This window comes from Fulvivirga sp., assembly GCF_040218215.1.
Taxonomy (GTDB): domain Bacteria; phylum Bacteroidota; class Bacteroidia; order Cytophagales; family Cyclobacteriaceae; genus Fulvivirga.
Genome location: NZ_JAVJQL010000010.1, coordinates 60,955 through 76,428, shown reverse-complemented (window position 1 = coordinate 76,428; position 15,474 = coordinate 60,955). Strand labels below are relative to the sequence as shown.

Here is a 15,474-nt window from a genome sequence, read left to right as displayed (position 1 = left end):
ACTAATTTATAATAATTTTTAGTTTATTTAGCCTTCAAGAAGTGGGATAAGCCTTAGTCTCATTGCACCAACTTCCCACCCTTCACTACAAAAACCTTCGTCAGCACATGATCAATATCCTCTAATGGGTTAGCTTTTAAAATCAGCAAGTCGGCCACTTTTCCTTTTTCAACACCGCCATATTTCTTTTCTAACTCAAAGAATTTTGGGCCATTGACTACCGAGGTGGTCAGGGCTTCCTGTGGGGTTAATCCCATAACTACCATTTGCTGCAGTTCGCCTATCAACGACTCACCCGGATAAACGTAGGAGTTGGAAGCTCCACAGTCTGAGCCAGCGACTATATTAACACCTGCATCGTACATCGGTCGCATGATGGTTTTTACCAGCTCACGCATTTCATAGCGGCTGGTGTTGCCGCTGGCTTTGGCTTTTCTAGCACCTTCAATCCTCCTTTGGTAAGTGGCTATAATACCATCACCTATTTTTGATAATAGTGAGTCTGAGCTATGGTCAGTATCTGCCAGCTCGGCCAGTACCTTCATAATGTAGAGGGTAGGCGTTACCGTTACCTTATTATCAGCCAGTTTTTTGAAAAGAGTCTCTGCCAACTCTGGGTCATAAGTATCCAATATCGTGTTCATCATGCCATAACCCAGCCCAAGCTCTGTAAGGCTATCGGCCAAAGGTGAGCAGGCTTTTAATATGTAATATAAATGCTCTGAGCCATCAAGGCCAAGGTCAATAGCCGTATTGATATCACCAGACATGGGCATGTGGCCGGCGGTTTTAAGCCCACGACTTTCAGCAGCCTTTATGATCTCATAAAACATCGCTTTGGTGAGGTTGCCATCGTAGAGCTTCACATAGTCAGTACCAATACTTTGCAATGAGTCCAATGCAGGGCCGATGTCATCTACAGAATCTATTTTTATGGAGCCTGCCCAGGCGGGTTTTGAGCCATCAAGCTTAGGCCCTGAAGTGAAGATGGTGGGCCCGGCCATTGTGCCTGCGGCAATTTGCTTGCGCCATTCCATTACAGCCGGAGTGATATCACCACCAGCATCGCGCACTGTGGTAATGCCAAAGTCTAGGAACATTTTTAAGTAGACTTCATTTTCTGAAATCAGTGAGTCACCACCCCTGAAGTGAACATGATTGTCCCACAAGCCGGGCATTACAAATTGGTCTATGGCATCTATGGTTTCTTTGGCGGTGTAGGCATCAGCATTGTCAGAGGACATAACAGCCGTAATGGTATCGCCTTTTATGGCCACCAGCTGGTCTTCTGTAATAGTGCCTGAAGCAACATCAATAACATTAACATGCAGAAGGAGAAGGTCTACCTCTTCTACATGTTTTTTTTGACAGGAAATAAATATTATGACTAGGAGTAAGGTTGATAACTTTTTCATCAACCTAAAATAAGCCAGTTTGATTGAAATGCAATAAAATCGTTACTTCGATACGAAACGCAGGGGAGTGAGAAGTCTCCTTTTTACAAAGGAAAGGTCATGCTGAATTAAATTCAACATCTAAAAGATTGCGGATCAAGCCCACCTGCCTACCGAATAGGCAGCCAATGACATGTTTTACGTGTTGAGGATCACAGGTCTTGAGATAGAGATTGCAGATTATAAATCTTGGATAACTGGGTGGTATTTTACCATCCCATATCTTCAAACCCGTTTTAATTCTTCTCGCAGTTCTTCTGGATCTTGTTTGTTAGCCCAGACCAGAACAAGACTTATATAATCAGCTTTTAGTTGGTAATAGAGCGTAACCAGTGGATGAATCAATAGTTGTCGATATTCGGATTTTTCATACGTTGGTCCAATATGTGGATTTGCTTCCAGCTGTTCAATACGATTATCAAGCTGCTCAAGAAATGCGTCTGCTACTTTTCCATTCCATTGTTCCTCAATGAAATTAGTGGTTTTTTCCAGGGACTTAAGACCGAGAGGTGTCCAAACCGTTCTCATTTACGACCCAAAAGTTCACGAGCACTCGTATGTTCAATGCAATCTTCCAATTTGGCTGAACTAGATTCATGCAGAAGTTCAAGTATAGTGTTAGGGATTTTTGGTTCTGGATTATTACGAAAATCTTCAAGGCGTTTAAGCACATCTTCATTTTGGATAGCGGTTATCCAAGTGATTAGCTCCAATTTTCGTTGTTCAATAGTCATTTCGTAAATATAATGAAACAGAAACTTTAGTCATAATGGATGTAAACTGCGGCACATACACAAACCATAGTCTCTTTTTCACTAAGGAAATATCCTGCTGAATTTAATTCAGCATCTAAAAGATTGCGGATCAAGTTCGCCTGTCGGCAGACAGGCGGGCAATAACAGGTTTTACACTTAGAGGATCACAGATTCTGTGATAGAGATTTTAGATTACAAACTGGGCATGTCTGGTTTTATTTTGGATATAGGAATACTCCAATTCGTCCTTCGCAATCCACTCCCCATTCTTTAGCTTCTTGGTCTAAATTGAAATACCAATAATTCAGACCTTCTTGAAACCCATTCCCCAACATTATGTATCCAATGCCAATATTCAAAGTTGTGAACAGAATCAAGAATCCAACCATTCCTCTGTGAATACTCTTAAATCCTTTGTTATTCCCACTTCGCTCAATCAAATTTAAAATTGACCGTCTAATGAGCAGAAGAACTACAGTCCAAATGCCAGTATTTATAACTAACCCAGTGACACTATAGTAATGTGTCATAGAACTACCAAATGATTTCTGTCGGAAAATAAATGGACTCCCGGTATATTCTGGAAACATATCCTGTCCGCTACAAGGATATTCTATCCCTAAGACAGAAGACAAGACAAATCCAAACGCGATATATACTATAATTATGTACTTCACCAATAAAATTGATTGCAAGAACCGGATATCAACAATGCGTTTATCCGCATTATATTTATTTACTAATATAAGAATAGATGAGTCAGCTCGATACGAAACGCAAAAAACAAAGAAGTCTCCTGGGTATTTAGGAGACTTCTCAGTCGTACCTCCTTCGAAGTGACTAACTAAATGAGATTATAGTTGCAATTTAAAACTGCTGACTTGAGCCATCATCACCCTCCTGATCCTGGTTATTGATCTTGGTTCTGCGCTGGCGCTGTTTGAAATCCAGCTTGCCAAATTTGTAAGTAAGGTTCAGACCAAAGGACCTGAATGGAATATTGGTATCTGTCGTCTGGATGAAATTAGCGCCTTTAAGCTCACTGCCGAAGTTTTTGTTAGCAAAGAATGGTTCCACCAAACGCAGCCCAAGGCTCACCTTATCATTGATTTCTTTGTTCACGCCCATGGTAAATAGTGAGAATGATGGGTTTGTACCTTGCAATGTTTGTCTTGGCGGCCTGTAAAATCCGAATAGGTCAGTTCTCCAGCCACGGCCCATTTTAATACTTCCGTTAAGGTTTCCATCCCAAATTACGGCTTCTCTTGATAGTGCCACACCATCTACAGTACCGCTACCAATGTAGGTATAGACATTAAGCCCACCTCTAAGGGTAATGTTCTTCTTGATGGTTACGGAAGAAAAGAAATTGACTCCGTAAGATTCGCTTTCACCAATATTTCTAAATGTGGTTGAAGAAAGTCCGGAATCATCAATATCAAGATAGCTCTCAATGATGTCCGTTGTTTTTCTGTAGAACAATGACGTATTGATGGCAAAGCCTTTGATAAACATGCCATAGCTCACTTCATACTGGTCGGTAAGTTCCGGATCAAGTTCCGGGTTACCAGCGCTCTGGTTTCTGTTACCATTGATTTGAATATATGGGTTAATTACCCTTAAGCTAGGCCTTTGAATTCTTCTTGAATAGCTGGCTTTTAATGTATTGAACTTTCCAATTTTTCTGCTTACCGTAATAGAAGGCAACCAGTTGGCATAGTCATTTGAGAATGGAGCATCTGTCACATCAAAGTCACCTGTAATTTCAGTGTACTCATACCTTACACCTGCAATCAGACCATATTTATCGGTTAATTGGGCAGTGGATGATAAATATCCTGCTACAACATCCTGCTCGTAATAGAATACATCGGTTCTGTTAGGGTCTGTCTCGTAATTTCCGGTGGCAGTGTTTAAAGACTCAAATTCGAAATCACTCTCCACATCCCTAAGGATGGTTTTGGCTCCCATCTCTATTTTTACTTTGTCATTAACAGGATGTACATAGTCTGCCTGAATCGTATTTTCTGTATTATTTCCATCATTCACATTTCTTTCGTCCTGAAATAATGTTTGATCGCTGCCCACCTGGTCTTGCTGGGTGATCACAAACTCCTGATCCTGAACATTGCCATCTATTTTATAAGAGAGGGATAATTCCTGACCTTTCTTTTCAGGGAATTTGTAGATGTAATCCAGTGACCATTCGTACCCGCTGAACAAATTCTCCGATTCAGTATTTCTTAGGTACTGCTGGTTGATGCTATTGGCAGGATCTACAAAAGAGCCATTGACCAAATTATCCCTGTCGGATGAGAAGCCTCTCAAACGAAATGAAGTTGAGAAGCTATGAAATGCATTAAAATCATAGAATGCACTGGCAGTACCAAAAAAGCCTAAACGGTTAGACTCATTCGGGCCTGACTCCTGCAATATCCTGCTTTGGTTATTGATGATATCCTCTCTGTAAAACTTGAAATCGCCTTCTCTGGTAGGAGAATAAAAAGCACTGGCACTGGTATTGAATCCAAATCGGCCACGGCCAGCATTGATGTTCAATACGCCTCTGTTTGATAGGTTACCCACTGAAGCATCTATGCTTCCAGCGAAACCTTCAGGAGTACTTTTTTTGGTAATAATATTAATAATACCGGCAGTTCCTTCACCATCATATTTAGCGGATGGAGAAGTGATCACCTCTACATTCTTGATATTATCGGCAGGTATAGACTTAAGCGCATCTCCAGGGTTACTCGCAAACATTGATGACGGTTTACCATTCACAAGAATGGTTACATTCTGGCTACCTCTGAGAGAAACATTGCCTTCCACATCCACATTTAACAATGGCGCTCTTCTTAACACATCTGATGCATCGCCACCTTTATTGGCCACATCATTCTCAGCATTGTAAACAATCTTATCTACCCTGTTTTCTATAAGCTCTTTTTCACCTTCAATCACCACCTCTTCCAATTGCTGAAATGACCCACTCATACTGATTGATCCAATATTAAAGTCTGGATTTTTAGGCGTTAGTTCTGCTTCATAAGTTGATGTTTCATAACCTACAAATGATACTAACACAGTGTATTTGTCTACAGGCAAATCCTGTATCTTAAAAGTGCCATCATTTTCAGAGATGGTACCATTAATTTGCTTGTCGCCTTTCTTAACTACAATAGAAGCGTAAGATATGGGCTCCTTGGTTTGACTGTCAATAATTTGGCCGGTGATCTTTCCCATTATTTGGGAGCTTGCTCCACCACTAAATCCTCCAGGCCTTTGTGCAAAAATGCTGCTTGAAGCAGCCAACACTAATAAAAATGTAAAAATATTCTTCATTAAATTAATTTTATATCTGCAAATGAACGCACTGTTGATCCATTTGTTCATATCATTTTTAAACTTGTGTTGAATGGAAAAAGTGGCTATATGATTGGTAAATAGCTATTATAAACCCGTACCGTTTATCATTGAAGAAATTCACATGATTTTCTTCCAACTATGCTGGCATTTTGGTGAAGTAATTCTAAAGTTCAGTACAGTTATACTATGGTTCATGTTATCTCATAGGGTGCTGTTCACATTTTTTAACAGTTTTAACTTGAGTTTATGTTTCGTTTCTAACGTAATTACACATTCAAAACTTAAAAAACTCAAACAACTCAAAACACAACGCCATGCTCACCAATTACATCAAAATTGCTTTTCGTAACATTTGGAAAGCCAAACTACACTCATTTATCACATTTGCCGGTTTATCTACAGGTATAGCCTGCTGTCTGCTGATTATCCTGTTTGTAAAAGACGAATGGACCTTTGATGATTTTCATTCCAAAGCGGACAGGATTTACCGAGGTTGGACTTATGAGAATTACGGAGAAAATGAGACCTTCTTCAATACCGTAACTCCATATCCGCTAGGCCCTGCATTGAAGGACAACTACAGTGAAGTTGAAGAGTATGTCAGAATAAACAACCTGAACCTGGAAATTAAGGTGGGGGAGGATTCCTTCAACGAACAGATAACAGTGGCTGGACAGCCTTTCTTCGACTTGTTTGATTTTGAAGCTTTGTACGGTAAGCCAGACCTGGCGCTTGATGATAAAAATGCTGCCATTATAACTCAAAAAACTGCCCAAAAGCTTTTTGGCCTTGATAACCCTATTGGTGAAGACATTGCCATGGATATTGGTGACGGCCAGCGTCTTTTCACTGTTAAGTCGGTAGTAGAGAATATGCCTACCAATACAAGTATTTCCTTTGATATCATGATTTCAGATCTGAACAATGATGTAATGGTTGGAGAAAGGGCGATGAATGGTTGGTATAATGTAAATCCGGAGACCTATTTTTTACTTAATGAAACAGCAAAGGCTGAAGATATAATAGCCAAGACCTCTGCATTGTTGAAAAATGCTTTGGGTGAAGATTATGTGGAGGGTCAATATCAAATTGGATTACAGCCTTTATTGGATATTCATTTAAACAATGAAATGCCTGTTGGCATAGCCCCTGTAAGTGACCCTAAATATGCCTATATCCTTGTGGCCATTGCAGGTCTTATATTGTTATTGGGCTGTATCAATTTCGTGACCCTTTCAGTAAGCAAATCCATCAACAGGGCAAGAGAGGTAGGAGTGAGAAAGGTAGTCGGTGCCCGTAAAAATCAGTTGATGGCCCAATTCCTCAGTGAAGCGGTAGTTACGGCATTTATATCAATAGGCATAGGTATGTTATTGGCCAAGATCAGTCTCAATCTTTTTAACGAATTATCAGGCAAGCAATTGTTGTTTGAGTTCGATGCGGTTATGGCATTGAGCGTGGTTCTGCTACTGGTGGTTATAGGTATAATATCAGGGAGTTATCCGGCATTGTTACTATCGGGGCTCAAGCCTGTTTCCATATTAAAAGGAAGTAAATCCAATGTAGGCAATAAACAAGGTCTGCGCAAAGCCCTTGTGGCCACACAGTTTGTTTTAACCATTTTCTTGATTAGCACAACGCTCTTAATGCAGGACCAGTTAAGCTTTCTGCAAAGCAAAAACCTTGGTTTTGATAAAGAGCAGGTAATTGTTACCCAGTTAAATGTGGAGCCCGGTGGTGGGCTGGTTGATAGAGTGAATAAAGGAATGGAAACAGCCCAATTGATGCTTAATGAACTTGATGGCAAAGAAGGGGTAATGACAGCAGGGGTCGCTAATCATACGTTTGGCTCTGGTGGCTGGACGAATGTAGGTTTTACAGATACCCAGGATAACTACAGGACTTTTGATATGTTGGTTGCCGATGCTCAATTTATCCCGTCTATGAAAATGAAAGTGGTAGAAGGCCGGGCCTTTGATAAAAACAATCTTTCTGATGGACGCAGGGCCATTATTATCAATCAGGCTTTTGCCAGTGCATTTGGGTTTGATGACCCTATTGGCAAACAACTGCCAGGAAAAAATTTCGAAGACCATGAAATTATCGGTGTTGTTGAAGATTTTAATTACAATAGTTTACACGCAGAGGTAGAGCCTTTACTTATGGTAATGAACCCCGGCATTATTTTTCCGGGTATCGAAAATGTGGGTATAGGAAGTAATCCATTTCCAAAAGTTTTTGTCCGTCTGGAGGCCAACAAACTACAAGAGGGGATAGCAAGTATGAAAATGGTTTGGGACAAAGTGACCAATGGTGAAGAATTTCAATATGATTTTATTGATCAAACGCTGGCCACCCAGTACAGCTCTGAGCAGAACTTATCTAAAATAGTATCAATAGCTTCGATATTGGCCATCGTCATTGGTTGCATGGGTTTGTTTGCATTGGCATCATTAAATATGGAAAATAGAACCAAAGAGGTGAGCATAAGAAAAGTGCTTGGCGCATCTCAGGGTTTGATCCTGACCATGCTTTCAAAAGAGTATATCATATTAATCCTGATTTCAATGGTCATAAGTATACCACTGACTTTGTATGTCATTGACCAATGGCTGGCATCATTTGCTTATCGCGTAGATGTTGGTGTAGGGGTTTTCGCCCTGACTGGTGGATTAACCTTGGTTATTGCGTTGATTACGATATCATATAACGCTATTAAGGTATCGATGAAGCAACCTGCGGAAACTTTGAAATATGAGTAACGAGAAAACCTCCTAGGTTTATCTTCTCAGAGCAAATAAACCTAGGAGGTTTTGATAATCTTTATTTGTACAACAATTATTATAGAAATAGAGAAAAATTGTATCTTGCTATTAGTTTAACATTTTATATACTAATGAATAAGACATACCTGGGAGAATTTGAAGAGCTAATGCTAACCATGGTAGGCATACTGAAAGAAGAGGCCTACGGCAATGCTATAGTAAAGGAAGTGCAAGATCAACTGGACCGAAGTCTCAATTTAAGTGCTGTGCACGTCACATTATACCGATTGGAAGATAAGGGACTGGTGAAGTCGTTTATGGGAGGGGCAACGCAGGAGCGTGGAGGCAGAAGGAAGCGATATTTCGAGTTGACCAGTGCTGGGATTAGTGTGCTACAAAGTTTGCAAGAGCAGCGCCTTAAGCTTTGGAAAATGCTCCCTGAATTAAAAATGGCAGGTATATGAAGGACGTGAGACCGCCTCAAAGAATCACAAGGTTTTTAGAAAACATATGCCCGGAATATCTTTTCGAGGGTATCATCGGTGATTTGGAAGAGCAGTTTTACGATGACTTAGAAACTTTAGGCGAAAAAAAGGCCAAAAGAAGGTATTGGTGGAACACCCTTCGGTTTGTCAGGCCGGAAATTTTATTACGCAACAACTCAAATTTCTCAATAATCAACACAATTATGATCAGCAATTACATTAAAACAGCAGGCCGCAACATGGCCAAAAGAAAGATGTTCTCATTTATCAATGCTTTCGGTCTAAGCATTGGTATAGCATTCTGCATCCTCATATTTCTTTACATCAAGGATGAAAAGAGTTTCGACAAATTCCATGCAAACAGTCATAAGATTTATAGGGTGGAAGAGAAGGCTTATGATTTTTGGGATCCAGAACCGGATAAGCCTTACAATTATTCAGCGTACATACAAACGGGGTTAGGGCCAGTTTTGAAAGAAGAAGTGCCGCAAGTGCAATTTGCAACTCGGTTCAATGGGGGAGGAAATGCCATTGTAGCCAATGGTGAGAAGGTTTTTACTGAGCAATTAGCCTATATAGACCCGGATTTTTTCAAGATGTTTTCATTCGAAACTTTAGCAGGTAATGTGGATCAGTTTCTTTCTGAAAAGTATCAGGTGGTACTTACACCCAAGATAGCAGAAAAGTATTTTGATAGTCAGGATGTGCTGGGCAAAACCTTGAAGATTGATATTCAGGGTGAAAATGAATTCGCGGTTGTAGGTATTATTACCTCTCCACCTGCCAATTCAAGCCTGCAATTTGATATGCTGGTTTCTCAAACAGTACGACCTTATTATGATAAGAACGTGGAGAGTTGGCAAAATTTTAATACTCCTACTTTTATTCAATTGGTTGATAATGCGGATGTGGTGGCCGTGAATGAAAGCCTGGCGAAGATCGTAGACAAATATATGGGGGATGTCTTAGCAAGAAATGTTAAGGAATACAGTATCCCAGAAGGCATAAAGCCTTTTGAATATCAGTTAACAGGCTTTCAGGACATTCATTTAGATACTCAGATAACATGGACCAAATCCAGTGATCCGAAATACGCTATGATACTCGGTGGCATTGCTTTCCTTATATTGTTGATAGCTTGTATCAATTATATTTCTCTGTCCTTAACCGCTTCAGCCGCAAGACAAACAGAAGTAGGGGTCAGGAAGTCCGTTGGAGCACAAAGGGGACAATTAATCAACCAATTTGCTTTTGAGTCAGTGATTTTGGCTTTTCTTTCTATGGTCATAGGCATCATTTTGATGTTTATTTTTCTACCTGCTTTCAATGAGTTTACCAATAAGGAATTATCATTTGACGCCATCACAATAATGCAAGTGTTTGGTATTGGAATAGGATTAGCTGTTGTGGTAGGTCTAATCTCGGGTTTTTACCCTGCTTTTTATTTATCAGCTGCTAAACCATCTCAAGTATTAAAAGGAGGATTTACCACCAAAATGAAAGCAGGCTTCACCAAACCATTGGTTGTTTTGCAATTTGCTCTGTCGGCTTTTTTGATTATTAGCTCCGTGATTATGTATCAACAAATGGAGTATGTTACTACCAAAGATTTGGGGTATGATCAGGAGCAGGTAGTTGTTGTTCCTACTCAAATGGGCTGGAATGAAGAGTCTAACAAAGCGGTAGAAAGGATGCGCACCCGACTTGCACAGGAATCATTTGTAAGTGGTGTGGCTGGCACCAGTTTATCTTTCAATCAGGGTTATTCCAGATATGGTTATGAAATTGATAATGAGTATAGGTCTGCCTATGTTTTTGCTGTAGATCCTCAATACATAGAGGTTTTGGATATTGAAATGGCCGAAGGCAGAAACTTCTTGACCGATGGTGTGAATGACTCAACAGATATAATAGTGAATGAGGCCTTGGTAGCAGACATGGGTTGGGAAAACCCCTTGGAAGAACATTTAAACTGGCGTGAAGACTCAGCCTCTCTGGGCTCAAAAATTGTTGGCGTGGTTAAAGATTATCACTTCCTTTCATTAGAAAGAACCATCGAGCCAATGTTCCTGTCTATGGATAAAGAACAAGTGGGGTACCTTCAACAGATGCTGATAAAAATTAAGCCTGGCGAGCTGCCCAATGCAGTGGATAAACTTCAAGCTGTTTGGAATGAACTATCGCCAGACAAGCCGTTTGATTATACGTTTATGGATGAGGATATAGCCCGCCAGTATGCTTCTTATGAACGCTGGATGAGTATCATGGGGCTGGCTACACTTTTTGCCATTTTGATTTCATGTCTCGGCCTATTTGGGCTAGCAGGCATTAATGCCATCAACAGAACAAAAGAAATGGGAATACGAAAAGTATTTGGTGCAGAGGTCATGAACATTTTTGTATTGCTTAACCGTCAGTACATTTGGCTGGCGATGATAGCTTTTGTTATAGCTTCTCCATTGTCATGGTATGCCATGAATATGTGGCTGGAGGACTTTGAATATGGTATTGAAATAAGCTGGCCTATTTTTGCCATAAGTATGGGTTTGGGACTTTTGATTGCACTGGTAACGGTGAGTTATCATGCCGTTAAGTCTGCCTATTTAAGTCCAGCAGAGACTTTGAAGTATGAATAAGAATATTTTTTTAACTTCTGGTATCTACAAATGTTATCAGACCTCATGATCTTTAATTGGTTTTGAGGTCTGAATATTAAAATAACCTAATAGCTAGCGCTACTCTTCTTCAGACTACTATTTCTGTTTTAGGTATTTTAAAATTAATGTACTGATAAATAGCGGTTTATGAATTACTAATTCTTAAACTGAAATATCCATATTACTTTTTTAATACTTTATGTTATTATTGATGTTTGATTTTAACTAAATATTAAGTTGTGAGTAAAAAATACATTGTAATTGGGTGTCTAATTGCGTTGTTAAACCTATCATATCAGGTAACGGGTCATTGTCAAAAAAGCCGCATAAAATTCGGAAAGGTTGAATTGGAAGATCTTGAAATGAAGGTTTATCCGGGAGATTCAATGGCCCCTGCTGTCATCCTATCAGATATTGGTAAATTTGAATCCGATGACATAACCTTTACTAGGCACCTTCGAATTAAGGTGCTGAGTAAAGCTGGCTTGGACTGGGGAAACTGGACTTTTGATGCGCCATCAAGAAGCGCCTTTAAAGTTCTGGTGTTTAATCTTGAAAATGGCGAGGTTGTTAAAACAAGAGCTGACAACAATACGATCTATAAAGAGGAGGTAGTGGATGAATATTCTGTTTATAAAGTCTTCGCCCCTGGCGTTAAAGTAGGAAGCATTATTGATATTGAATTTAGTCACTTAGGTGTTCCAAGAGAATGGAGGTTTCAGGACATTATACCTATTAGGTACAACGAACTCGAGTTGGAAGAATCTAATTACATAAAGTATTCAAAGACCAAATTTGGTTTTGAACCTCTAAATCAGGTTGATGATAATAAGTGGGTCATGGAGAACATGGCTGCTTTTGAGAATGAGCCTTATATAAATACTTATAAGAACTACATTACAAAATTCGAATTTCAATTGGTTTCACTTGGTAAACCAGGTTTTAGATATTTAGAGTATAGCTCGACTTGGTCTAATGTTATCAACAGGTTGCTTATTTCCCCATATTTTGGTGATGTTGTCAATTCGGCTTCTTTTCTAAATGACTATGCTAAACTTATAAATGGAGCTGATTTGCCCTTAGATGAGAAAATATCCAGGGCTCATCAAGTTATAAAGGATAATATTAAGTGGAATGGTAACTATACAATTTATAGTTCAAGTAATGTGCGTAAATGTTTTACAACTGATCATAGTGGAAATGTCGCAGACGTTAATCTCTTATTGGTTGCAATGTTAAACAAAGTAGGAGTAAGAGCATATCCAGTAGTATTAAGTACTAGAAGTAATGGGATGTTGGTAAAACATAAAGCAATGGCGAGTAAGCTGAATTATGTTGTGGCTTATGTAAAGGAAGGTAATGTTGAAATGTTATTAGATGCTACATCTGACAACTTAGTACCAGGAATTTTGCCTGAACGCTGTTTAAACTATTATGGACTTATAATCAATGAAGGTTCCGAACTATGGGTTGATCTAAATTCAACTTACAAGGCCAAAACGAACGACTTCACTATGATAACAATCAATGAAGATGCTACTGGAGAAGCGAATATTAGTCGTGATCATAGTGAATATGAGTATTATAACTGGGTGCAAAAAAGAAAGGAAACGGGAATGGACGATAACGTCTATTCGAACGAACTAGAAGGTACTTTCGATGATTTGAATATTAAGAATATTCAAATTGCTAGAGATAATAATACTACCTTATCTGGTGTGGAAAAGCTTAACATTGATTTGAGCGAACGAATTATTGATGTGGGAGATGGCATTATTTTCAACCCTTTTTTAATGCAAGAATTTGCCATTAATCCCTTTAATTCAGAATCAAGGAAATATCCTGTTGATCTTAGGTACCCTAGAGATTATACCAGTACAATTATTGTTAAACTGCCAGAGAATTATGTGCCTAAGGAAATTCCAGAATCCACCAAGTATACACTTCAAGGCGGAAGTGCATTTGTCACATTACTAACAAACTCAACTAGTGGCACCATCCAATTTAAGTTGAATATTTCTATTCAAAAGGAAGTATATGCAGAAAATGAATACCCTGAAATGAGACAATTTTTTATGCTGGTAAGCAAACTCCTCAATCAACCTATTGAACTGCAGAAAATATGAAGTTTATATCTTTATTAACACTTCTCTTAGTTACTATAAATATTACTTCCAATAGTCAGGAATATGCTAGAATTAACTCACATGTGACTACATATCAGATTAATAATTCTGCTGATGTAGAAATTTCAGAATATTTAAAAGTTACTATAAATTCTAAAGAAGCTGAATACTTAAGTTGGTTTATTGATTATACCGACAAGTTTAGGAAAATTAAAAAAGTAACAATTACCATAATTGATGCAGCGGGTAGAAAGATTAAAAAAGTCAGTAAGATGGAGGGAACAGAATATGGCTTCAGTTCCTCATTTGAGATAGATGATAGCAAGTTATTTGTTTTAAAGCCAGATTATCAAAATTACCCCTACACTGCTGAAATAGAATCAGAAATTGAGCTAACTGGTTTTATATCCTTGCAGCCTTGGGTACCAAGGTCAAGGTTTAATGTGGCTGTCGACAAGTCTACCCTCAAGGTGATTCACCCTGAGAACATGAAAATAAAGATACTTAATAAAACACCCAATGATGAGTATAGTCTGACTAGCCTTAAAGGTATGCAGACTAGATGGTATGAAGTTTCCAAATTAGATGCACAGGCAAAAAATAAAAGATATAAAGATTTTTATGATGAGCAACCAAAAGTATTGGTCTCGCCCGAAAATTTCAGCCTGGAAGGTGTTGAAGGTAGTTTCGCATCTTGGAAAACATTTGGTAATTGGTTTTATAATTTAAACAATAACCCATTTGAATTATCAACTGAAACAAAAGTTTATTTGTCGAGTCTAGACCGATCTGACAAGAAAGAATTAATAAAGAATATCTATCACTATATGCAGGATAAGACAAGGTATATTTCCATCCAATTGGGCATTGGAGGGTTTAAATCCTTGCCAACATCTGAGGTGGACTCTTATGGTTTTGGAGATTGTAAAGCCTTGACGACATACATGAAAAATATGCTTAGTTATACTGGTATTAATTCTAATTATATTCTTGTAAAAGCAGGTTCAGATACACCTGATATTGACAAGGACTTCCCGAGTAATCAATTTAATCATGTTTACCTGGGTATTCCCTTATTAAGTGATACTGTATTTTTAGAATGTACAAGCCAAAGTACTCCTGCCTTTTACACCGGTAAATTTACGGATGATAGATATGTACTCTGGATTGAAAAGGATAGAAGTAAAATTATTCGATCTACTATTTATGATGAGTCTGAAAACCTTAAAGTCAATACTGCAGAAATTGAACTGAATTCTGATGGAAATGCTAAGATGAATGTTAAGACTACTAATGAAGGGATTTTTTATGATGAAATTATGGTCTATAACTCAGCTCAACAAGATTATATAAAAAAGGTAAATCAAGCGAAATTCCATCATAAAGATTTTTCAATTGATGGCTTTGAGTATAAGCAATTTACAAGAGATTCAATATGCTTCACTTCATTTTTTGATGTTTCGATCAATGGTTTAGGGAAAATTGTTGGAGACCGGATGATTTTACCAGTCAACATGATGACTCCATTGGATGAATTAATTGATGTTAATTCTGCAATGAAATATGCATCAATTACTAGAGCATTTACTGTTGTAGACAGTGTCAAAATCAAATTACCAAAAGATCGCTGGATTTACAATCTACCTGAAGCCGTAAATGTCGAAAGTAAATTCGGTAGTTATTCTTTGGATTTGAGTCATGAGTCTAACTATCTTATTATTAATAGAAAGGTTATCTTTAACAAAGGTGATTTTACTAAAGACCAGTTCCAGGAATTTGAAGAATACTTTAATGAAATAGAGAAGGTTGATAACAAAAAGTTAGTTGTTAACTCTAAAACATGATTACTGTGTTTGATAATGA

Annotated in this window: 9 protein-coding genes; 5 read left to right on the top strand and 4 right to left on the bottom strand. The window is 38.4% G+C overall.

The features are described from left to right. Positions 1–59 precede the first annotated feature (59 nt). The 4 genes from RIB54_RS03580 to RIB54_RS03565 all read right to left on the bottom strand — a co-directional run bounded on the left by RIB54_RS03580 (position 60) and on the right by RIB54_RS03565 (position 5,554). Positions 60–1,415, bottom strand: coding sequence for an amidohydrolase family protein (locus tag RIB54_RS03580; RefSeq protein ID WP_350099317.1), 1,356 nt, complete (start codon positions 1,413–1,415; stop codon positions 60–62). Positions 1,416–1,679: 264 nt separating this feature from the next. Continuing rightward, the gene (locus RIB54_RS03575) at positions 1,680–1,982 is read right to left on the bottom strand and encodes a type II toxin-antitoxin system RelE/ParE family toxin (RefSeq protein WP_350099316.1); all 303 of its coding nucleotides are present in this window, start codon (positions 1,980–1,982) and stop codon (positions 1,680–1,682) included. Positions 1,983–2,424: 442 nt separating this feature from the next. Beyond that, positions 2,425–2,886, bottom strand: a complete 462-nt coding sequence (locus RIB54_RS03570) for a hypothetical protein (protein ID WP_350099315.1) — start codon at positions 2,884–2,886, stop codon at positions 2,425–2,427. 190 nt (positions 2,887–3,076) lie between these two features. Beyond that, on the bottom strand, positions 3,077–5,554 hold the full coding sequence (locus RIB54_RS03565) for a TonB-dependent receptor (protein WP_350099313.1): 2,478 nt from the start codon (positions 5,552–5,554) through the stop codon (positions 3,077–3,079). A 338-nt stretch (positions 5,555–5,892) separates the two neighbouring features. On the opposite strand from RIB54_RS03565, the gene RIB54_RS03560 reads away from it, so the two are divergent. The 5 genes from RIB54_RS03560 to RIB54_RS03540 all read left to right on the top strand — a co-directional run bounded on the left by RIB54_RS03560 (position 5,893) and on the right by RIB54_RS03540 (position 15,455). Further along, positions 5,893–8,340 carry an ABC transporter permease gene (locus RIB54_RS03560; RefSeq protein WP_350099312.1) on the top strand — a complete coding sequence of 816 codons (2,448 nt, stop codon included), beginning with the start codon at positions 5,893–5,895 and terminating at the stop codon, positions 8,338–8,340. Positions 8,341–8,474: 134 nt separating this feature from the next. Continuing rightward, the gene (locus RIB54_RS03555; protein WP_350067927.1) at positions 8,475–8,807 is read left to right on the top strand and encodes a PadR family transcriptional regulator; all 333 of its coding nucleotides are present in this window, start codon (positions 8,475–8,477) and stop codon (positions 8,805–8,807) included. Next, positions 8,804–11,464, top strand: coding sequence for an ABC transporter permease (locus RIB54_RS03550; RefSeq protein WP_350099311.1), 2,661 nt, complete (start codon positions 8,804–8,806; stop codon positions 11,462–11,464). The genes RIB54_RS03555 and RIB54_RS03550 overlap by 4 nt, the downstream gene beginning before the upstream one ends. Before the next feature lie 260 nt (positions 11,465–11,724). Next, a complete protein-coding gene (locus RIB54_RS03545; RefSeq protein WP_350099310.1) occupies positions 11,725–13,611 on the top strand; it encodes a DUF3858 domain-containing protein in 1,887 nt (628 codons plus the stop codon). Then, complete coding sequence (locus tag RIB54_RS03540; RefSeq protein WP_350099309.1) at positions 13,608–15,455, top strand: DUF3858 domain-containing protein; 1,848 nt, start codon at positions 13,608–13,610, stop codon at positions 15,453–15,455. Before RIB54_RS03545 ends, RIB54_RS03540 begins: the two co-directional genes overlap by 4 nt. Positions 15,456–15,474 lie beyond the last annotated feature (19 nt).